This window comes from Candidatus Spongiisocius sp. (genome assembly GCF_965221825.1).
Lineage (GTDB): Bacteria > Actinomycetota > Acidimicrobiia > Spongiisociales > Spongiisociaceae > Spongiisocius.
The window spans coordinates 955,626-975,312 of record NZ_OZ244917.1; the positions used below are offsets into that span (position 1 = coordinate 955,626).

Below are 19,687 nucleotides of genomic sequence, written 5' to 3' on the forward strand. Positions count from 1 at the left end.
CCCGGCCCCCGCCACCACCTGTCCTTGGCTCGGAGCGTGTTCGGCCATGCCCGGGTTGATGCCGGGGACGGCACTCCGCTCCATGGAGCCTTTATGTTCCCTCGGGCCGGCCGAGCCGAATCGGTCTTGAATCATCGGCCGGTGTAGGTGCTTGGCAATAGGCAACGTATCGCGGGGGTGTGACAAGTTCAACCCCCTCGTCCGCTCCTATCACGCCGATCCAAATGTGCGGTGTGGAGAATCGTTCCTCGGGAGGACCGAACGATCTCCGGATCGGGCCACCCGGATCCCGGAAGACCTCGCGAATCACGAACGGAACGGGCCCGGGGGCTCAGGACCTCCACCCATCACGGTCGGGGACGGGGACATGGCCGGGAGGCGGAGTGCCCTCGCCCTCGACGCCTTGCTGGGTCAGCGACGCCTGCACAGCCAGGCGGTCGGCCAGATCGTTCCATTTGTTGCCTCCGTGTCCCTTCACCCAGCGGAAGCTGATCGGCCTGGACCGGTAGAGGTCCACAAGTGGTTCCCATAGGTCACGGTTCGCGACAGGTTGTTTCTTGGTGTTGATCCAGCCGCGGGCAAGCCATCCCTTCCACCAACCCTGGCGGAAGCAGTTCACGACATACGCCGAATCGCTGACGACCTCCACCGCGCCATCGATACTGCGCACCGCGTCAAGGGCGGCGGCCAACTCCATCCGCTGGTTGGTGCTGTGTGTTTCCGAGCCGCTCCGGTACCGGCCGCCGGGGATCACCCAGGCCCATCCTCCCGGGCCGGGATTGCCGGAACAAGCCCCATCGGTGTACACCACCGTGCGGTCCGGCGGCCGCCCTCCCGCGCGGCGCGAGGATCGGGTCCGGTTGCTCTGATCGGGTCTGGCCACGCCTTGGTTCCTCTCCGGCGGCGTCCGGGGCAGGCACCATGATGGCACCGGCCCGGCTACCGCCCGTCCTCCGGTCCTTGGTCCAGGGCGCCGAATCGGGAAATCCGGACCGGTTTCAGGTCTAGTCTTGCGGCCGGTAGCGTCGTCTGACAACGGAAGGAAGGCTAGGACGGTATGGACCTCAACGGAGCTGTGGCGGTCGTGACCGGAGGAGCGTCGGGGCTCGGGGCGGCCGCCGCCCGGGCGCTGGCCGCCGAAGGCATGAAGGTGGCGATTCTCGATGTCAACGAAGACCTCGGCGGAGAGGTCGCCGGCGAACTGGACGGTATCTACGCCCACTGTGACGTGACCAGCGAGGATGACGTGGTGGCCGGAGTCGATGCGGCCGTCGGGCTGGGGGAGATACGGGTGGTCGTCAACTGCGCCGGGATCGGGCCGCCCTGCCGGACGCTCGCCCGGGACGGGACCCCCCATTCCCTGGCCCTGTTCCGCAAGGTGATCGACATCAACCTGGTGGGGACCTTCAACACGATCCGGGTCGCCGCCTCCGCGATGATGGGGAACGAGCCCGATGCGAACAACGACCGGGGCGCCATCATCAATACAGCCTCGGTGGCCGCCTACGACGGCCAGATCGGCCAGGCCGCCTACTCTGCCTCCAAGGGCGGGATCGTCGGGATGACCCTCCCTATCGCCCGGGATCTGTCCGTCTTGGGGATCCGGGTCAGCACCATCGCCCCGGGGATCATCGACACTCCGCTGCTGGCCGGTCTGCCCGAACCCGCCAAGGAGTCGCTGGGCCGCCAGGTTCTCCACCCCAAGCGTCTGGGCCGGCCCGACGAGTACGCGGAGCTGGTGATGTTCCTGGTCACCCACGAGTACATGAACGGCGAGACCATCCGCATGGACGGCGGGATCAGGATGGGACCCAAGTAGCAGCGGCCCGGGATGATGGGGTCGCGCCAGCGGGGCCGGGCCGCCTAGTCGAGGTTGTCGACCAGCCCCTGGAACCTGGCGGCGGAGAAGAGGCTCGGAGCCTGCTCCACCCGGTTGCCCTGCTTGTCGACCAGCAGCGCCCTGGACGTATAGGGGCTGCCGTAGTGGTTCCACACGGCATTCGAGCTGTCCCAGAGGTTGGTGAAGGTGAGCCGGAACGTGCTCACGAACCTCTTGCCGGCGGCAAGACTGTTCCATGATTCCGGGTTGACACCGACGACTGTGACCTTTCCGGCGTTTTTTCGAGCGAACTGCTCGACCTCGGGGGCATGCCCCCGGCAGCGCGGTCACCACTCGGCCCAGAACCAGAACATGACCGCCTTGTCACCGGTGAACACCGACCGGAGATTCACGGTGTCGCCGGTGGACATGTCGGTCAGGTCGACATCCGGTACATCGTCGCTGATCTCGACCGGCCCGGACCCGGCCGCCTCCTCCTGATGGCGCAATGCGCGGTGCAGGAAGGTGGCCATCTCTTCCCGGGTGACGGGCTTGCTGGGACAGTAGAGGAGCGGATCGGTCTCGCATCCCTTGGTGATGCCGGCCGCGGCCAAGGCGTCGATGTCGGCTGCGTGCGTGCTGCCCTCGGTCACATCGCCGAACCCGGCCGGTTCGGCGGGTTCGAGATCAAAGGCACGTTCTAGGAAGGAGGCCATCTGGGCCCGGGTAACGGTAACTTCCGGGCAGTAGAGGAGGAGCGGATCGGTCTCGCATCCCTTGGTGATCTCCCGGTCGGCGAGTTCCTCCGCGTAGGGTGACCACCACAGGGCGGCGTCGACGTCTGCAAACCGGGAGGTTCCGGTGGCCTCGACCTCACTGCCAAGCACCCGGATCAGCCAGACGGCCATCACCCACCGCTCCACGGGATCGCGGGGACAGAAGCCCTCCTCGCATTCGGTGCCCGTGAACACACCCATCTCCGCGAGGGCCTCGATGGCAGGCGTGTGCAGGCCCTCGCCCACGTCGGAGAATCCCCCGCCATCGCCGGTGGTGGCCGATACCGGAACGGTTGCAGCAGCCAGAAGGGCGACCGTAACCAGGCACGCCCATCCGGCCCGGCGCCGTCGGAAGGACGCTGAACGCTCGGGTGCTGTCAAGGATGCTCTCCGGTCGGGGCCGGGCCTTATGGTAGTTCTCATCGGTCCCTTTAGACTCGCAGCTGATGGGAAGAATGGTGGTGATCAGGCACTCTCACGAGTCTCTAGGCAGGCTGGCCGAGCGCCTGAAGCATGCCGGGCTGGAGTGGGACGAGGTTCAGATCATCGACGGGGAGCCGGTCCCGCCGGCCGGCGAGGTGGATGTGCTGGTGATGATGGGTGGCCGCATGGGGGCCTACGACACGGAGGAATTCCCCTGTCTCGCCGAGGAGATGCGGCTGGCGCGAGAGTTGGTGGAGCGGGACACCCCCGTGCTGGGGATATGCCTCGGATCCCAGCTGCTGGCCGCCGCTCTAGGGGGCCGGGCCTATCTGGCCGACCGTCCCGAGGTCGGCGCCGTCCCGGTCGAGCTCACCGATGCCGGACACCGCCATCCGGTGATATCGAAGGTGGCCGGACGGAAGGTGTTCGAGATGCACCAGGACACGTTCGATCTACCGCCCGGAAGCGTGTTGCTGGCCCGTTCCGACCGGTTTCCCCAGGCCTTCGCGCTGGGATCGGCGCTGGCCGTCCAGTTCCATCCCGAGGCGCACAATTCCGCAGCCAACAGGTGGGCCAACCACCGAGCCCGCGAGATGGTGGAGCGGGCGGGCAGCACCCCGGAGGCGTTCGCCGCCGGGATGGAGGACGCCCGGTCGGAGCTGAACGACGGTTCCTACCACCTGTTCGATGCCTGGATCGCCGGCCTGGATGACTGAGGGAGAGGAATCTCCCCGCACGGGAGGGCGCAGTTCCGGCGCTCATCATTCAACGATGCTAAGGAGCCTCCGGACTCTTCCGGCTTCCAGCGGGAGCATGATCGCCGTGTCCGCCCCTCGCGGTGGGTCGGTCCGGGATCCAGGATTCGGTCTCGACGCCCAGACCATCAGCGATCCGGTTGGCGTAGGCGTAGTAGCCGACCACCTCGACAATGTCGAGGATGTCACGGTCTGAGAACCCGGCCGATCGCAGGGCCTCGACATCAGCTTCGTTCATCGCACCGGGCTGAGCCGTCAGTTTGACGGCAAACGTCAGCATCGACCGCCGCTTGGGCGACAGGTCCGCGGTGGTCCAGTCTCGTTCGACCGCCTCGACAAGCTCATCATCCTTGACCAGCCGGCGCAGACCGCGCCGGTGGTGGACAACTCAGTAGTGGCAGTCGTTCTCGAGGCTCACGACCAGGGCGATGAACTCCCGCTCGACCTTGCGGAGCGTCGCGGTGCCCGCCATCGCCGACTCGTAGAGGCCCAGGTGGGCAGCCATACCGCGGGGGTTGAGCGAGTGCACGGCCATGATGTTGTCAACCCGCCCGTACACGCGATCGACAACCCGGGGATAGATGTCGCCGAGCGCACCATCCCATGAATCATCGGGAATGACCTTGATGCGTGCCATGGACGCCCATTCTCCGCCAGCAACGCCCTCATCCTAGAGTTGACGTGAGACAGCACCACCGCCGAGCGGCAACGTGTTCAGGCCAGGTCGAAGCGGTCGAGATTCATGACCTTGTCCCAGGCCGTCACGAAGTCCTGCACGAACTTCTCCCCGGCGTCGTCCGAGCCGTAGACCTCGGATATGGCACGAAGCTGGGAATTGGAGCCGAAGACGAGGTCCACGGCACTGGCCGTCCATTTGACCTCTCCTGCCGTGCGGTCACGGCCCTCGTAGACGTCCTCGGTGACCGACACCTCCCACATCGTGTCCATGTCCAGCAGGTTCAAAGAAGTCGTTGGTCAGCGCCCCGACCCGATCCGTGAGAACACCGAGCGAGGACCCCACGGAGTTGGTGCCCAGAACACGGAGACCTCCGACCAGCACGGTCATCTCCGGCGCGGTTAGCGACAGCAGGCTGGCCCGGTCCACCAGCAGCGTCTCGGATCGGTGCCCATCACCGTTGCGCCGGTAGTTCCGGAACCCGTCGGTCGTCGGTTCGAGCACGGAGAACGACTCCGCATCCGTAGCTCCGCCGAGGCGTCGGTGCGTCCCGGCGAGAACGGAACCTCGATATCGCATCCGGCGTCACGGGCCGCCTCCTCGACGGCGGCGCATCCGCCCAAGACGATCAGATCCGCGAGAGACACCCTCTTGCCACCGTTCTGGGACTTGTTGAACTCGCTCCGGATCTCCTCCAGGACCGTTAGCGCGGCCGCCAGATCCGAGGGGTCGTTGACCTCCCAGTCCTTCTGGGGGGCGAGTCGGATGCGGGCGCCGTTCGCTCCTCCGCGCAGGTCGCTGTCGCGGAACGTCGACGCCGAGGCCCAAGCGGTCGAAACGAGCCGCGAGACGGAGAGCCCGGAGTCGAGGACCTTCACCTTGAGGGCGGCGATGTCGGCGTCATCGACGAGTTCGTGGTCTACCCCGGGGGGGGACGGGATCCTGCCATATCATCTGGCAGTCCGGGACCTCCGGACCGAGATATCGCGTTACCGGTCCCATATCGCGATGGGTGAGCTTGAACCATGCCTTGGCGAAGGCGTCGGCCAGTTCGTCCAGGCCACCAGTCTTGCGAGGTCGTCATCACCTCTTCGAGGTCGGCCTTCACCGCCGCGAGGTCGAGGCTGCTGAACTCCCTCGCGTAGTCGAACCCCTCGCCCATGGGATCTATCAGGGGCGAGTTCTTGTTCAATGGCCTCAGGTTCAACTGTTCCGGCCACCACTGTTAGTTCGCGAGCGAGCCCATCGGTATGGGCAACTGCGGCGACACCGGACACTGCGCGGCCGGCGCCTCCTGGTCGATGCGGCTGGTGTCTTCGACGGTCATCGGTACTCCTCGGCTCCTCGGTGGTCGATCGTGTGTTTCCAATCTAGGCGAGCATCCAAGGAATCGGACCGGCCGCGATCCTGCCATCGGCGACACAGGACGCCGGAGAACAGGTGCTCTCCACATCCGTCTCCGTCGCCTGGGAGGGGGAGTACCTCGGTCTCGAAGCCGGCCTCCTCCATGAGGGACACCCAGGTCGCGAGCGGGAAGAGGCCGGTCACATGGAGGTCCTTTTCCACGCGCCGACCGCATTCGTCGTTGATCTTGTAGGTGATCCAGGACTCGATGGTGGTGTCGGCCGGATCGGGGTCGGTCAGCCGCTCCTCGACCCTCACCTCCGGGGCGCCGGGCACGGACGGCGGCGGGATGTCCCAGCGCAGGACCCGGCCCTCCTCGAAGGACTCGGCCACCAGGTCGGGCGCCACCAGGAGCAGACCGCCCGGTCGCAGGTGGGCCCGGGCGGTGGCGAGGGCCGCCCTCAAATCGTCCTCGGTCAGCATGTAGGCCACCGCATCGTGCATGAGCACCGCGTCGAACACCTTCCCCAGGCGCACGGTCCGCATGTCGCCTACGTGGTGCTCGACGTCGGGGTTCAGCCGCCGGGAGTGCTCCAACATCTCCGGAGACAGGTCAACGCCGGTGGCCTCGAAGTCAGAGGTGAGGTGCGACAGGTTGTGGCCACCGCCCACGCCGAGTTCGAGGATGCGATGGCGTCCCTCACCCAGCCGGGCCCGGATGGCACCCCTCCAGTGGGCGGCCTCCTCCGCGTAGTCCTCCGGCGGGCTTACCAGCGGCCACAGGTAGGCCAGGTCGGAATAGAGGCGCAGGCTTCCCACCATGGGCCTTACCGGGCTACCGGATCGTGCTGCGCCGCGCCATCGAGGTCGACCAGGGCGTGCCTTCAGCCTCGGCGACCGCACGCAGTTCGGTCATCCGCCGGGCGGCATGCTGCGTGTCGCGCCTGCCCGTGGCAAGCTCTCGCCAGATCGCCCGGCCCCCGAGAAACCCCGACGCCCCCGCCGCGCAGGCCACCCGCACCTGGTCACGGAACAGCCCGAAGTCACTGCCCTCGGACAGGATGACCCAGGGAACCGGACTCGAGCGGTCGACCTCGGCGCATGCTTCGGCCCATTCCTCGGGAGCGTGCCGACCGGCCTCCGGCATGACGGGAAACTGCAGCTTGAGCACTTCCGCCCCCAGCGGGCCGAGCCGTCGCACCCCCTCCAGCACGGCGCGCCGCCGGTCCGCGGGGTCCTCGTACAGCGCCAGCGGCTCGCAGAAGAGTGGCAACCCGACCGCCCGGCACTGCCCCACCACATCCGTCACGAACCGTTCCGCCGCTGACATGTCCCCGTCCGGGTCGTAGTAGACGGAGATCTTGACGGCGTCCGCTCCCATCTCGGCCGCCCGCTCCGCATTCCAGCCCGGAAGGAGGCGAGGGGCGGTTCGAACGTCGGCGTAGTCCCCGTCCTCGATACCGAGGATCAGGCCCAGACCCTCCGGGCGGCCCCCAACGGCGGCCCCCGTGGCCACGAGATAGCCGGGGTCGATCAGGATCGCCCGGCTTATCGGCCCGAGCGCCGCGATGATCGGTTGCTTGGCCGCGTTGATATCGTCGGCCGTCATGTTCTCCGGGTGCTCCGGACTCACGGTCTGGGCGAACGAGCCCACATGGTCGATCGCCAGGACCGTGAAGAGACCGGTCGCCGTTGCGACCCGCCCGAGACGCTCCGAGCCCACCTCTGACCGGCCTTTGGAGAGTCCCCTCATGTGTTCAGTTCCTCGATCTGTAAGTGGTCGCGCATCGGGATGGGCCTGGTGGTGCGCATCCCGAGCCAGGCGGCCACCTCCGCCAACTCCGAGGACAGGTCTCCCTGCGCCACGGCATAGTGGTGCTCGCGGCCCTGGACCATCACGGTGTTTACCAGGTCCATCAGCTCGATCGGCTCGCCGTTGAGCCGGAACCGGGTGAACCAGCCGCGGGTGCCGTCGAACCCGGCCTTGCCGGTATCCACCACCTCGGCGGTGGCGATGAACAGCTCGCGGAAATCGTCCCCCGCATAGGCGATGGTCGTCTGCTGGGGAGCGAACAACAGGTCGCCCGACACGCCGTAGCGGATGTCCGACTTGCGGCCCAGCGTCACGTGATCCACCCAGCGGATCCCGTTGCCGGCGCCGAAGTGGCGGGGCGTGACCCCGCAATGCCAGAGCAGGGCGGCATCGGTTTCCAGGTCGAGGGTGGTCAGGTCCAGCAGGGTGGCGGAACCATGACGGGACGACATCGAGTTCATCAGAAGCATCGACACCGCGCCGGGCACGTCCCCCTCGCAGGACACCGCCACACCGTCCTCCGAGCCCAGCAGGCTGTAGGCCATGCACGGGGCCATGTCGAAGTCCTCCTGGAAGCTGGGCCAGCACTGGACCGCCAGGGCGTCGTACCCCTCCGTCTCGATGATCCGGCGGAGCGCCAGGTAGAGGCGGGCGTTTCGGTCCATGCCGAGCGAGGGAGCGGTCACCTCGGTTGCCACGTCGGTGGCCATCCGCACCACCGAGGCGGCCGGGCCGGTCTCGACGGCCCGGGCCGTTCTGACCACGTCTTCGATGGTGTGGGTTCCGACCGTGGTTCCGAACCGGCTTTCCAGGCTCGCCTCGTCGAACAGCATGTTGTAGAAGCCAGGAGAGATGCCGCCTATCCAGCCGATCCGCGCCGAGGCCATCGCCTTGATCCCCTTCAGCGCCCGGAAGGTGACGCGGAAGCGCCGTTCCGTGTCCGGCTCGTCGATGTGGCCCAGGAACCACTTGTAGGGCACCCCCCGCTCTCGCAGGTAGCGGCGGATTATGGAGGCGAAGTGGTTGGTCGAGACCAGCGAGTGGAGCTGGATGGAGCCCTCCAGCACCGGTTCGGGAGTGGCCCAGAGGCCTAGCCGGGGGGCGACCGCCGCCAGCGGCTCGAGCAGTTCGCCCGACGCGCAGGCAGCCGCCTGGAGGACCAGGAAGTCGAGCTGCTGGGACGACAGGTGGCCGGCCGCCTCCCGTGCTGCCTCCAGATCACCGATCCCGTGGTCGATGGCCACCAGGTCGAAGTCCAGCTCGTCCGCGAGGCGGTTGAGGCCTGTAATGGCCCGCCGGTACTGGTCGTGCTCGTCGGCGTAGTAACTCTCGAACGCCACCCCCACGTATCCGACCCGGAGTCGGTCGCCGCTCATGCCGTCACCTCGCTGCTCAACTGTTCGTCCCAGGACTCGAGGATCAGGGCGACCGTATTGGCGCCGGGATCCTCGGTCCCCATGCTGTGGTCGGGGGCGAACCGGGCCCGTCCCGCGGAGGGCCACATACCCGCGGTCGCCCGGGCGCCCTCTCGAGCAGCACGGGCCGCCGCGGCCATTACGGACACCAGGTCGCCATCCCCGTCCATCGCCTCCCTGGCCTCGCTTACAGCGGGGGTCAGGGCATCGATCATCGTCTTGTCTCCCGGTCCGGCCTTGCCGATCCGCACCACCCGGGCAAGACCCTTCTCCATCCCGGCTACCAGCTCACTCCCATCGGGCGCCACGGACCGGGAAAGGCCGCCCGCCAGGGCTCCGAAGAAGGCGCCGAACAGGGCACCGGCGGCACCGCCCACGGTCTCGTGAAAGGCGGATCCGGTGGCTCGCATCACGTCGGCGGCGGTGCGATGGTCGCCTTCCCCGGCGCGGCGGGCCGCTTCCGCCAGGGCGGCCGCCATGTTGACCCCGTGGTCGCCGTCACCGGCCACCGAGTCGAGCCGGGACAACTCCTCCCGGTGGTCGTCCACCCTCCGGCTGGCGGCAACCACCAGCCGCACCGCGAGGTCCCGGTCGATCATCGCCGCTACCGGCCGGCCATCGTGAAGCCCGCTCCCCTGGCGGGCCGGTCGTACAACTCGAGCAGCTCGGCATTCATGTGACAGATGGCGAACGAGAACCCCGCCATGTCGAGGGTGGTGGCGTAGGGACCCATCCAGGACCGGACCGCCTCGATACCTCTCCGCTCCAGGGCGGCGCGCGCGCCCCGGTACAGGACCGATAGCTCCATCAGGGTGAGGGAGCCGGCGTTGTTGAGGAGCAACCCCACCTGCGAGCCGGATGGCAGGTCGGCATCGTTCGCAAGCCGGTCGATCATCAGGCTCGCGATCTCGTCCGCCCGAACATCGTCGCCGAGACGGTGGCCCGGCTCGCCGTGAACTCCCATGCCCACCGACAGAGTGGTGTCCTCGGGGTCGCCTAAAGGCTGCCCGCTCACCGGGTGGGCCACCGTGCCGGTCGCCGCCGACAGTGAGCGGGTGCGATCCCGGACCATGCGCGCGACCGCGGCGCATGCCTCCAGGGAGTCGCCGCGTTCCGCCGCCGCCCCCACCGTCTTCCAGACGAAGAAGAGCCCGGCACCACCCCGGCGCTCGGTGATCCGGTCCTTGGGCGCCGAGGCCACATCGTCATACAGAACCACCATCTCCACCCCGTCGATGCCTGCATCCTCCGCCTCGTCAATGGCAAGCTCCGCGTTCATGATGTCCCCGGCGTGGCTGGACACCAGCAGGATCACCCCGCCGCCCCGGTCGGCCGCCTCGATGCCCGCCAGGATCGCCGCCGGTCCGGGCGATGAGAAGATCGGACCCGCAACGTTGACGTCGAACAGACCCTCCCCTACCCAGCCGATCATGGCCGGCTCGTGGCCGGAGCCGTTGCCGATCACCAGCCCCACCTTGCCTTCGGCCTTGGGAACGGTGCGGACCACCATGCCGTTCTTGAGCGAGACGATGCCGGCATGAGCGGAGGCGTATCCCTCGAGCATCTCCGCAACCGCACGGGCGGGATCGTTGAGGAAGCGCCGGGTGCGGATGCTCATGCGATGTTCTCCCTTATGAAGCGGGCCGCCTCGGCCGCATCCTGATCGGGGCGGTCGGTCAGGTCCCGCCAGGCATAGGTGGCCCGGCCGGTCTCGACCTTCGAGTTGGGGAAGGTCTCGAACACCACCCAACCCCCGTAGCCGGCCTCGTCGAGTGCCCGGCTGAAAGAAGCCCAGTCGATGTGGCCGTACTGGGGAGCCCTCCGGTTGTTGGCGGCCACCTGGACGTGGCCGATGCGGCTCCCCGCCAGGCGAACGGCATCGGCGAGGTCGTCCTCCTCCATGTTCATGTGGAAGGTGTCCAGCTCCACCTTGACGGAAGGATGGTCCACCATTTCGATGTAATCCAGGCAGCCGGCCACGGTGTTGAACATGAAAGTCTCGAAACGGTTGAGAACTTCGAGACAGACATCGACACCCAGGGTCGATGCGTACTCGGCCACCTCGTGCATGGCGGACGCCGATCGCCCCCGGTAGCTGTCCGGGTCGTCCTCTACGAAGCCCATCCAGGTTGCATAGGTGACTCCCCCCAGAATCGGGCTGCCCAGCCGGGCGGAGTCGTCGAGGCACCGCCGCAGATGGTCGACGCCGGCCCTGCGCACGGAGGCGTCGGGGCTGGAGATGTCCATGGTCGGGCTCAGCCCGGTGCTGCAGAGAACGTCGAGGCCCAGCAATCGGGCGGTACGCGCCATACGCTCGACGCCGACATCGAGGCCGGCCACGAGGGATATCTCCACCCCGTCATAACCGGCTTCAGCCGCCTTGGCGAACGCGGCCGACTGGTCGTCCGACCATTTGTCGAGCCAGTAGAAGATTTCGATGCCTACCGGTCGGGTCACGCGATCTCCTCCTTGACTGCGAAGGCCATTCGCAATAGCGGATGGGCGGGTTGGCGGTCGCTGAACGTCGCCGCCACCACGGTACCCCGCTCCGGTATGTCGCTAGCCGCTACCCGGTGGGTGATGCCTCCGTCCACCCCGTCGAGCCGGATCGAGGCGAGTATGTAGGGGACGTCGATACCGCCGAAGGGTGGCGGAACGTGGACACGGGTGGCGGCCATGATCCTGCCCGTGCCCGGCAGGTCGTACCAGGTGGTCTCGGACAGGTCGGCATCGCAGAACCGCCGCGGGGGGAACCAGGTCGACCCGCAATCCGGGCACTCGGTGGCCCGCAGCACTCCGTTCTCGAGGCCCCGGTAGAAGGGATCGGCCGATCCGACCGCATGGCGATACCGCTGAGCCATCTCGATACGGAGCAAGGAGTACCGATCACCCGACGGTGTGGTCCCCCGCTCGGCCCCGGTCACCCGCATCAGGCGCCACCCCCGCTGGCAACGAAGCCCACCTGCCCCGCAGCGACGCCCCCACCGAGCGTGGAAAAGGGGACCATGACGCCCCGCCTGACGCCTCGCAACGAACCCGGAACGCGAAAAACCCCCCCAGAAAACCCCGGCGCTCCGCACCGGGCCCTCCCCCGCCACCACCTGTCCTTGGTTCGGAGCGTGTTCGGCCATGCCCGGGCTGGGGCCGGGTAATGGCTGGTCGCTCCCTGCGAAACCTGTGAATGTTCCCTGCGGGCCGGCCGCTCCGATCGGTGAGACGCTTGCGGTCGGTGTAGGTGCTTGGCAATTGCCAACGTACAACGGGGGTGTGACAGGTTTTGCCGGCGACGCTTGGTGAACTCGCCTGGTGCGCGTCGGAAGTGGCGCTCAATCAGTCTCATCGGGTGCGCCCGAACACGTTGACCACTGCCAGCGAGCCGACGCCGGCGTGGGTGTCGGTGATGCCGATGCGGGCATCGGGGACGGCTCGGGCGCCCGGCACCTCTCCACGCAGTTGGCGCGTCACCTCCACAGCCTGGGCAATTCCGGTGGCGCCAACCGCCGATCCCCTGCCCAGCAGCCCGCCCGAGGTGTTGACCCAGACATGCCCGCCCAGGTCGAAGCGACCCTCGGCGGCGGCCGCACCGCCCTCCCCCACCCGGCACAGACCGAGGTCCTCGTAGGCCTGGAGCTCCGCTCCGCTGAAGGAGTCGTACACCTCCGCCACGTCGATCTCTCGCGCCGGGTTCTCGATGCCGGCCATCCGGTAGGCGGCCCGGGCCGCCCTCCGCTTGGCGCCGAAGTGGGGGAACATCTCATCCGACCGGTCGGAGAGGCGGGGCAGGTCGGTGGAAGACCCGGAGCCGAGGACCGCCACCGGAGGACGCTCGGAGAGCGTGGACGAGTGCTGCTCCGCCCATTCCCGGGTGGCGAGCAGCACGGCCGCGGCGCCGTCGCTGAGCAGGCTGGCGTCGAACAGGCGATAGGGATCGGACAGCGGGGGCGAACCGCGCACGTCCTCCACCGTGATGGACATGCCCTTGTGAGCGCAGGGGTTCTCCAGAGCGATACGCCGGTTCTTCACCGCGATCTCGGCGAACTGCTCGGCCGTCGTTCCGTACCTCCGCATGTGCTCGGTGATCATCAGCGCGTAGGGAGCGGCGAAGGTCCCGAACACGGGGGTTTCCCACTCGAAGTCGGCGGAAAGTGCGAGAAGCTCCGTCGCAGTGGCCCGATCGACCGAGCGGCCGTTGGTCTCACCTCCGTAGACGAGGACGGCCCGGGCGTCCCCGGCCCGGAGCGCCGTGACCCCGGTCCGGATGGCGAGCGCGCCCGTGGCGCCGCCTCCTTCAACGCGGGCCATGGGCCGGCCGGCCAGTCCCACAGCCTCCTGAAGGATATGGCCGAGGCTCATCTGCCGGTTGAAGTGGTCGCTCTCGTACGCCGCCACGCCCATTTCTATCGACCCTGCCCGGGCGCCGGCGTCGATCAGGGCCTCCCGGACCGCCTCGGCCACCATGTCGCGGACGCTCGCATCCGGCCTGAATCCCACGAACGGGGTCATGCCCACCCCGACCACAAGCACGGTGTCGCTCATGAGGTGCGCGGTGACTCGGTCCGCTACGTGAGCAACCTCAGGCCAGGTCGAACCGGTCGAGGCTCATCACCTTGTGCCAGGCCGCAACGAAGTCCTGGACAAACTTCTCCTGGCCATCGGATGACCCGTAGACCTCGGCGATGGCCCGGAGTTGGGAATTGTGACCGAGGACGAGGTCGACCGAGGTGGCCGACCACCTGACCTCGCCGGTATCGCGGTCGACACCGTCGTAGACGTGGTCGGTCCCTGACGGCTGCCAGCGGGTGCCCATGTCGAGCAGGTTCACGAAGAAGTCGTTGGTCAGCGTCCCGGCGCGGTCGGTGAGCACGCCGAGGGTGGATCCGGCGGTATTGGCGCCCAGGACCCGGAGACCTCCGATCAGTACCGTCATCTCGGGTGCGGTGAGCGACAGCAGGCTTGCCTTGTCCACCAGCATCGTCTCGGGCCGGCGCCCATCGCCGTTGCGCAGGTAGTTGCGGAACCCGTCGGCGGCCGGTTCGAGCACGGCGAAAGAGGCTTCGTCCGTCTGTTCCGGCAAGGCGTCCGTGCGGCCCGGTGAGAACGGGACCTCGACCTCGCAACCGGCCAGGCGCGCAGCCTCCTCGACGGCGGCGCAACCTCCCAGGACGACCAGGTCCGCCAGGGACACCCTGGTGCCGCCGTTCCGGGAGTTGTTGAACTCGGTCCGGATCCCTTCCAATACCTCCAGCGCGGCTCCCAGCTCGGGAGGATCGTTGGCCTCCCAGTCCCTCTGGGGGGCGAGGCGGATGCGGCCACCGTTGGCGCCGCCCCGCTTGTCGCTGTCACGGAACGTGGACGCCGAGGCCCACGCGGTCGCCACCAGCCGGGAAACGGAGAGCCCGGAGTCGAGGATCCTGGCCTTGAGAGCGGCGATGCCGCCGTCATCGACCAGCTCGTGGTCCACCGCGGGGACGGGATCCTGCCAGATGAGTTGCTCGGTCGGGACCTCCGGACCGAGATACCTGGATACCGGCCCCATGTCGCGATGGGTCAGCTTGAACCACGCCCTGGCGAAGGCGTCGGCCAGCTCGTCCGGGTTCTCCAGGAACTTCCGGGAGATCGGCTCGTAGATGGGATCCATGCGGAGGGAGAGGTCGGTGGTCAGCATCACCGGGGTATGCCGCTTCGACGGGTCGTGGGCATCGGGCACCGTGCCCGCCGCCTCGCCGTTGGCGGGGATCCACTGCCATGCGCCTGCCGGGCTCTTCGAGAGTTCCCAGTCGTGGCCGAACAGGGTCTCGAAGAAGGTGTTGTCCCACGCCACCGGCGTGGCCGTCCAGGCGCCCTCGAGCCCGCTCGTGATCGAGTCGCCCGCCTTCCCACTACCGAAGGTGTTCGTCCACCCGAGACCCTGCTCCTCCAGGTCGGCCCCTTCCGGCTCCGGACCTACGTAGCGGTCCACGGCCGCCGCACCGTGGGTCTTCCCGAAGGTGTGCCCGCCGGCGATGAGGGCTACCGTCTCGGTGTCGTCCATGGCCATGCGGGTGAAGGTCTCGCGGATGTCCCTCGCCGCCGCCAGCGGGTCGGGCCGCCCGTTCGGCCCCTCGGGATTCACGTAAATCAGGCCCATCTGCACCGCGCCCAGCGGGTTGGCGAGCTCCCGATCGCCGCTGTAGCGCTCATCGCCCAACCACTCGGTCTCGGGGCCCCAGTAGATGTCCTCCTCGGGCTCCCACACGTCCTCGCGGCCGCCGCCGAAGCCGAAGGTCTCGAAGCCCATGGACTCCAGCGCGACGTTGCCGGCGAGGATCATCAGATCGGCCCACGAGATCTTGCGGCCGTACTTCTGCTTGACCGGCCACAGCAGCCGCCGTGCCTTGTCGAGGTTGGCGTTGTCGGGCCAGCTGTTGAGCGGGGCGAAGCGGTGAGTCCCCGAGCCGCCGCCGCCTCGCCCGTCGAAGGTGCGGTAGGTGCCGGCGCTGTGCCACGCCATCCGGATGATCAGCGGCCCGTAATGGCCGTAGTCGGCCGGCCACCAGTCCTGTGAATCGGTCATCACCTCCTCGATGTCCGCCTTCACCGCGGCCAGATCGAGGCTGTTGAACTCCTCGGCGTAGTCGAAACCGTCACCCATGGGGTCGATCAGGGGTGAGTTCTTGCCCAGAGGCCTCAGGTTCAACTGCTCGGGCCACCAGTTCTGGTTCGCCATCGAGCCCATCGCGGCTTGCGTGTCAGGCGATACGGCGCACTTGGCGGCCGGGGTGGTGTCGACATCCATGGTTTCTTCGATGGTCATGACCTCTCCATTTGGTTGTTCGGTGGGCTGATGGTATCGCCTCCGGCGGACACTTCCGGCGGAGGCCGGCGCCCTTCTCGACAGACCGGGCTACGACCCGGCGGATGGTCTGCCGCAACGAGGGCTGACGGCCCTCAGGAATCGGAGGTCTGCTTCGGCGCATGCCGTCCCCGAGATGCCTACGCGCCCCGTAGCGCCGCCTCCACCTCGATGGGCGGCGGCATCGGGTTCGGCTTGGTGCCGTAGAGATCGACATCGCCCGGCCGGTCTCCCCCCGGCGCCTCCAGGTTCGCCACCGATTCGAGGGTCATGAGATCGGCCGTCATGTTGTGGAAGCGGTTCAGGGGTTCCTCGAAACGAGGCGCCATGGGACCCGGCGGCGCGCCGGCCCGGGAGACGCCTCGCTGGACCCGTTCGCATATATCGATGTCCTCGTCGTTCACGTCGACCCAGAACCGCCTGGTGGTCTCGAACGCCTCGGCGAGCCGTTGCCGGCCCTGGTCGTCCTCGGGCGACGGCGCTGCGCCCGGTGGGAACAGGAAGGTGCAGTGCTCGACGGTCCGCCCGACCTCCACCGGCTCGAGCAGGATGAGGAACACATGGTTCGGCAGCACCGCGAGCAGGACGTTGGGGAACACGGCTACGAACCGTCCGCTGGCGGCATCGGATGCGCCAAGACCCGTGGCGGGGGGCAATACCACCCAGTCTTCGTGCTGGTCGCTCGAGACAGGCGTCGTGGTCTGCCCGCAGTACATCCCCGGACCCTGGTAGCGGTAGTGGTCCCGGACGCGTGAGACCTTGGCCAGCTTCGGATGCACCCACGGTAGGTGGTAGTACTCCGCGAAGTTCTCGACGAGGAGTTTCCAGTTGGCTGCGACCTCGAACGTGGCGGCCGCCCCCTCGAGGTTGGCGAGCCTCCACTCGTCCAGGCGGTAGGCGGCCATTCGCTCGGGCAGGTCACCGAGCCATACGTCCAGCGGCGGCGTCTCCTCGTCCAGGCAGACGAACACGATGGGACCCCAGGTGTCCACCCGCACGGGGACGAGACGCCAGTCGGCGGGGTCGAAGTCCGATGGGGGTGATGCCTCGAACAGCGGCGCCGCGACCAGGCGGCCGTCGGTCGAGTAGCTCCAACGATGGTACGGACACCGGATGGTGCCGGCTATGTCGCAGTCGGCTTCGGCCAACTCGGTCCCCCGGTGGCGGCAGGTGTTCATGAACCCGCGCAACCGGTCTCCGGACCGGGTCAGCAGCACGGACTTTCCGGCGACCGTCCGCACGAGAAGCCGTCCGGACCGGGAGAGTTCGTCGGTGAGAGCCACGCCGGTCCATGCCCGTCCGAACAGCCGGGTCTGCTCATCGGCGAAGAAGGCCTCGTCCGCGTAGACGGCCGGAGGCGGTCCGAGAGCCGACCAGACCTGAGGTCGGATGTCGGCCCAGAATCCCGGAAGGCGCCATGGCGCCCCAACGGTGGGTGGCATCACCATCCGACGATAACAACTGCCGCCAAGCCGAAGGCCAGGAGGGCTTGGCTGCACATGGCCTCCGCGGAGGCGGTTGGCGAGGCTCAGCCGAGGTCGAAGTCGACTCTCTCCAGGCTGCCGGTGTAGGGAAACTCGCCCTCGTACGAACTGCTCACCGGGGACAGCGTGTCGGCGCCGACGCTGAGAGACCCCCAGGAGATCATGCCCCGGGCCATTGAGGCCATCTCCATCTCACCGAGAATCCGGCCGTCGGCTTCCAGCCGGCCGAATCCCCGGTAGTCCCCGGTCCTCTCGAACCGGAACGACAGCTCGGTCGCCCCTGGCATCACCGGATCGGACGAGGCAAGCGTCTGGCGTTCACCGAGGTAGCAGTACTCGAATACGAGGCGCCCGCCGTCCAGGTACAGGACGTAGCCTCCGCTCACATCGCCCACCGCCACCAGCACCCCCTCGTCGGCCGCGCCCAGCGGGGCGATCCGGGCCGTGATCCTGAAGTCCCGGTTGAACACCAGCGGGGTGGCGGCGCCCGGCACCCGGCTCGAACCGCCGAGGTATGAGAAGGTGTCCCTCGCCCTCGGCGTGCCGGGAGTCTGGAAGGTGGAAGCCCTCACGGCCAGGTAGCGGTCGTCGAGCGGGAACACCGAGTACCGGGAGGCCTCCTCCGACCACCGCCCCACCAGATCGGCCAGCTTGTCGGGGTGTTCGGCGGCCACATCGTCGCACTCGGAGAAGTCGGAGTCGATGTGGTACAGCTCCCAAGGATCGTCCTCGAAGGGTTCGTTCCGCCGGTGCCGGGTGAGGGCCTTCCAGCCGTCCTGCCACATGGCCCGGTGGCCGATCATCTCGAAGTACTGCCGGTCGCGGGGAGCGGGAGCGCCGGGGTCGTCCAGCACGTCGCGGATGCTGGCGCCGTGGTAGGGCATCTGGTCCACCCCGCCGTAGGAGGCCTCGGGCACCACATCCACGAGATCCAGGATGGTGGGGGCGATGTCGATGGCGTGGACGAACCGCGTTCTCACCCCGCCGGTGTTCGCCAGCCCGTCCGGCCAGGAGACGATCATCGGGGTCCGCACCCCGCCCGCGTAGGTGTTCTGCTTGTACCAGCGCAGGGGCGTGTTGGCGGCCTGCGCCCATCCCCACGGGATGTTGGTCTGGGAGTGCGGGCCGCCGATGGTGTCGAACCGCTCCATGTTGAAGTCCACGGTGCAGAAGCGGTCCTCCTCGTAGGTCACGATGTCGGCCCCTCCGTCCGGCCCGCCCTCCTGGCTGGCCCCGTTGTCGGACAGGACCACGATGATCGTGTTGTCGAGCCGCCCGATCGATTCCAGGAAGTCCACCAGCCTGCCCAGCTGGGCGTCCGTATGGTCCAGCATCGCCGCGTAGGCCTCCTGGAAGCGGGCGAAGAGCTTCTGCTGATCAGAGGTCAGCTCGGCCCAGGCCTCCACGCCCGGGTTGAGAGGCGCGAGGACGGCGTCCTCGGGAACGATCCCGAGTTCCTTCTGCCGGGCGAACCGGCGCTCGCGGATCACGTCCCAGCCCTCGTCGTAACGCCCCCGGTACTTGTCCAGGTACTCCTGGGGAGCCTGGTGGGGGCAGTGAGCCGTGCCGAAGGCCGCGTAGAGGAAGAAGGGCTGCTCGGGCTTGACCGAGACCTGGTCGCTCACGTACGAGATGGCGTGGTCGATCAGGTCCTCGGTCAGGTGGTAGCCGTCCTCGGGACTGCCCGGCGGATCCACCCGGTGGTTGTCCTCCACCACGTCAGGGTAGAAGTGATCCGTGAGGGCGTCGAGGAAGCCGTAGTAGCGACCGAACCCGCGTCCCAGCGGCCACTCGTCGTACGGACCGGCGGCAGTGGTCTCCTCGAGGGGAGCCAGATGCCACTTGCCGATCGCCATCGTGGCATAGCCGGCGCCCTGCAGTACCTCTCCCAGGTTGCCGGCCGAGCGCGTCACCCGGCCGCGGTGTCCGGGGAACCCCGAGTCGACATTCGACAGGTAGGCCATCCCGACGCTGTGATGGTTGCGCCCGGTGAGCACGCAGGCGCGGGTCGGCGAGCACAGCGGGGTGACGTTGAAGTCGTTGAAGCGCAGTCCACGCTCCGCCAGCGCGTCCATCACCGGCGTATCCACCTCGGCCCCGTAGCATCCGAGACCGGCGAATCCCACATCGTCCAGCACCACCAGCACCACGTCCGGCTTGCCGCGGGCATCGTTCGCCATCGGCGGCCACCACGGAACCGATTCGCGGAAGTCGGCTCCGATCACACCCTCGAAGTCCGGCTCCGGGTAACTCGGAGTTTCCCTCCCGCCGGCTCCCGATGTTCGGCTCGATTCAGTGCTGGGACCCATCGACCTTCCTAGCCTTTGCCGACGGCGGTAACCATACTCGT

Annotated in this window: 17 protein-coding genes and 1 pseudogene; 2 read left to right on the forward strand and 16 right to left on the reverse strand. The window is 67.9% G+C overall.

Features of this window, described 5'->3' with window-relative positions; translation table 11 throughout:
- Positions 1 to 331: 331 nt before the first annotated feature.
- Entirely contained in the window at positions 332 to 883 is a 552-nt protein-coding gene (locus ACOQPD_RS04445; RefSeq protein WP_420613701.1) for a ribonuclease H family protein, read from the reverse strand.
- Between the two features lie 174 nt (positions 884 to 1,057).
- On the opposite strand from ACOQPD_RS04445, the gene ACOQPD_RS04450 reads away from it, so the two are divergent.
- Positions 1,058 to 1,819: an SDR family oxidoreductase gene (locus ACOQPD_RS04450; RefSeq protein WP_420613702.1), complete on the forward strand. Its 762-nt coding sequence runs from the start codon at positions 1,058 to 1,060 to the stop codon at positions 1,817 to 1,819.
- Between the two features lie 44 nt (positions 1,820 to 1,863).
- On the opposite strand, the gene ACOQPD_RS04455 is transcribed toward ACOQPD_RS04450, so the two are convergent.
- Complete coding sequence (locus ACOQPD_RS04455) at positions 1,864 to 2,046, reverse strand: hypothetical protein (RefSeq protein WP_420613703.1); 183 nt, start codon at positions 2,044 to 2,046, stop codon at positions 1,864 to 1,866.
- A 120-nt stretch (positions 2,047 to 2,166) separates the two neighbouring features.
- Positions 2,167 to 2,976 carry an S-layer homology domain-containing protein gene (locus ACOQPD_RS04460; RefSeq protein WP_420613704.1) on the reverse strand — a complete coding sequence of 270 codons (810 nt, stop codon included), beginning with the start codon at positions 2,974 to 2,976 and terminating at the stop codon, positions 2,167 to 2,169.
- A 65-nt stretch (positions 2,977 to 3,041) separates the two neighbouring features.
- Between ACOQPD_RS04460 and ACOQPD_RS04465 the strand changes: the two genes are divergently transcribed.
- Complete coding sequence (locus tag ACOQPD_RS04465) at positions 3,042 to 3,734, forward strand: type 1 glutamine amidotransferase (RefSeq protein WP_420613705.1); 693 nt, start codon at positions 3,042 to 3,044, stop codon at positions 3,732 to 3,734.
- Between the two features lie 58 nt (positions 3,735 to 3,792).
- Here the strand turns inward: ACOQPD_RS04465 and ACOQPD_RS04470 are convergent, their stop codons facing one another.
- The 13 genes and pseudogenes from ACOQPD_RS04470 to ACOQPD_RS04530 all read right to left on the reverse strand — a co-directional run bounded on the left by ACOQPD_RS04470 (position 3,793) and on the right by ACOQPD_RS04530 (position 19,646).
- Positions 3,793 to 4,410 (reverse strand): peroxidase-related enzyme, encoded by a 618-nt coding sequence (locus ACOQPD_RS04470; RefSeq protein WP_420613706.1) that lies wholly within the window; start codon positions 4,408 to 4,410, stop codon positions 3,793 to 3,795.
- A gap of 77 nt (positions 4,411 to 4,487) precedes the next feature.
- Positions 4,488 to 5,505: pseudogene (locus ACOQPD_RS04475) on the reverse strand (peroxidase family protein); the annotation flags it as partial.
- Positions 5,506 to 5,772: 267 nt separating this feature from the next.
- Positions 5,773 to 6,615: a class I SAM-dependent methyltransferase gene (locus ACOQPD_RS04480; RefSeq protein ID WP_420613707.1), complete on the reverse strand. Its 843-nt coding sequence runs from the start codon at positions 6,613 to 6,615 to the stop codon at positions 5,773 to 5,775.
- Positions 6,616 to 6,628: 13 nt separating this feature from the next.
- Complete coding sequence (locus ACOQPD_RS04485) at positions 6,629 to 7,546, reverse strand: hypothetical protein (protein WP_420613708.1); 918 nt, start codon at positions 7,544 to 7,546, stop codon at positions 6,629 to 6,631.
- A complete protein-coding gene (locus tag ACOQPD_RS04490) occupies positions 7,543 to 8,982 on the reverse strand; it encodes a hypothetical protein (protein WP_420613709.1) in 1,440 nt (479 codons plus the stop codon). Before ACOQPD_RS04490 ends, ACOQPD_RS04485 begins: the two co-directional genes overlap by 4 nt.
- A complete protein-coding gene (locus ACOQPD_RS04495; RefSeq protein WP_420613710.1) occupies positions 8,979 to 9,620 on the reverse strand; it encodes a DAK2 domain-containing protein in 642 nt (213 codons plus the stop codon). The genes ACOQPD_RS04490 and ACOQPD_RS04495 overlap by 4 nt, the downstream gene beginning before the upstream one ends.
- A 5-nt stretch (positions 9,621 to 9,625) precedes the next feature.
- Positions 9,626 to 10,639: a dihydroxyacetone kinase subunit DhaK gene (locus ACOQPD_RS04500; RefSeq protein ID WP_420613711.1), complete on the reverse strand. Its 1,014-nt coding sequence runs from the start codon at positions 10,637 to 10,639 to the stop codon at positions 9,626 to 9,628.
- On the reverse strand, positions 10,636 to 11,478 hold the full coding sequence (locus ACOQPD_RS04505) for a sugar phosphate isomerase/epimerase family protein (RefSeq protein WP_420613712.1): 843 nt from the start codon (positions 11,476 to 11,478) through the stop codon (positions 10,636 to 10,638). The genes ACOQPD_RS04500 and ACOQPD_RS04505 overlap by 4 nt, the downstream gene beginning before the upstream one ends.
- Positions 11,475 to 11,951, reverse strand: a complete 477-nt coding sequence (locus ACOQPD_RS04510) for a Zn-ribbon domain-containing OB-fold protein (protein ID WP_420613713.1) — start codon at positions 11,949 to 11,951, stop codon at positions 11,475 to 11,477. The genes ACOQPD_RS04505 and ACOQPD_RS04510 overlap by 4 nt, the downstream gene beginning before the upstream one ends.
- Before the next feature lie 406 nt (positions 11,952 to 12,357).
- Positions 12,358 to 13,557 (reverse strand): thiolase family protein, encoded by a 1,200-nt coding sequence (locus ACOQPD_RS04515; protein WP_420613714.1) that lies wholly within the window; start codon positions 13,555 to 13,557, stop codon positions 12,358 to 12,360.
- A 37-nt stretch (positions 13,558 to 13,594) separates the two neighbouring features.
- Positions 13,595 to 15,814 carry a catalase/peroxidase HPI gene (katG, locus tag ACOQPD_RS04520; protein WP_420613715.1) on the reverse strand — a complete coding sequence of 740 codons (2,220 nt, stop codon included), beginning with the start codon at positions 15,812 to 15,814 and terminating at the stop codon, positions 13,595 to 13,597.
- A 179-nt stretch (positions 15,815 to 15,993) separates the two neighbouring features.
- Positions 15,994 to 17,295, reverse strand: coding sequence for an aromatic ring-hydroxylating oxygenase subunit alpha (locus ACOQPD_RS04525; protein ID WP_420613716.1), 1,302 nt, complete (start codon positions 17,293 to 17,295; stop codon positions 15,994 to 15,996).
- Between the two features lie 86 nt (positions 17,296 to 17,381).
- Positions 17,382 to 19,646, reverse strand: coding sequence for an arylsulfatase (locus ACOQPD_RS04530; RefSeq protein ID WP_420613717.1), 2,265 nt, complete (start codon positions 19,644 to 19,646; stop codon positions 17,382 to 17,384).
- Positions 19,647 to 19,687 lie beyond the last annotated feature (41 nt).

What these genes read in the sequence shown, in the direction of transcription:
- ACOQPD_RS04515 (WP_420613714.1), bottom strand. Translation starts at nt 13,557, where the DNA reads ATGAGCGACACCGTGCTTGTGGTCGGGGTGGGCATGACCCCGTTCGTG.
- ACOQPD_RS04480 (WP_420613707.1), bottom strand. Translation starts at nt 6,615, where the DNA reads ATGGTGGGAAGCCTGCGCCTCTATTCCGACCTGGCCTACCTGTGGCCG.
- ACOQPD_RS04490 (WP_420613709.1), bottom strand. Translation starts at nt 8,982, where the DNA reads ATGAGCGGCGACCGACTCCGGGTCGGATACGTGGGGGTGGCGTTCGAG.
- katG (WP_420613715.1), bottom strand. Translation starts at nt 15,814, where the DNA reads ATGACCATCGAAGAAACCATGGATGTCGACACCACCCCGGCCGCCAAG.
- ACOQPD_RS04500 (WP_420613711.1), bottom strand. Translation starts at nt 10,639, where the DNA reads ATGAGCATCCGCACCCGGCGCTTCCTCAACGATCCCGCCCGTGCGGTT.
- ACOQPD_RS04465 (WP_420613705.1), top strand. Translation starts at nt 3,042, where the DNA reads ATGGGAAGAATGGTGGTGATCAGGCACTCTCACGAGTCTCTAGGCAGG.
- ACOQPD_RS04510 (WP_420613713.1), bottom strand. Translation starts at nt 11,951, where the DNA reads ATGCGGGTGACCGGGGCCGAGCGGGGGACCACACCGTCGGGTGATCGG.
- ACOQPD_RS04530 (WP_420613717.1), bottom strand. Translation starts at nt 19,646, where the DNA reads ATGGGTCCCAGCACTGAATCGAGCCGAACATCGGGAGCCGGCGGGAGG.
- ACOQPD_RS04485 (WP_420613708.1), bottom strand. Translation starts at nt 7,546, where the DNA reads ATGAGGGGACTCTCCAAAGGCCGGTCAGAGGTGGGCTCGGAGCGTCTC.
- ACOQPD_RS04525 (WP_420613716.1), bottom strand. Translation starts at nt 17,295, where the DNA reads ATGCCACCCACCGTTGGGGCGCCATGGCGCCTTCCGGGATTCTGGGCC.
- ACOQPD_RS04495 (WP_420613710.1), bottom strand. Translation starts at nt 9,620, where the DNA reads ATGATCGACCGGGACCTCGCGGTGCGGCTGGTGGTTGCCGCCAGCCGG.
- ACOQPD_RS04450 (WP_420613702.1), top strand. Translation starts at nt 1,058, where the DNA reads ATGGACCTCAACGGAGCTGTGGCGGTCGTGACCGGAGGAGCGTCGGGG.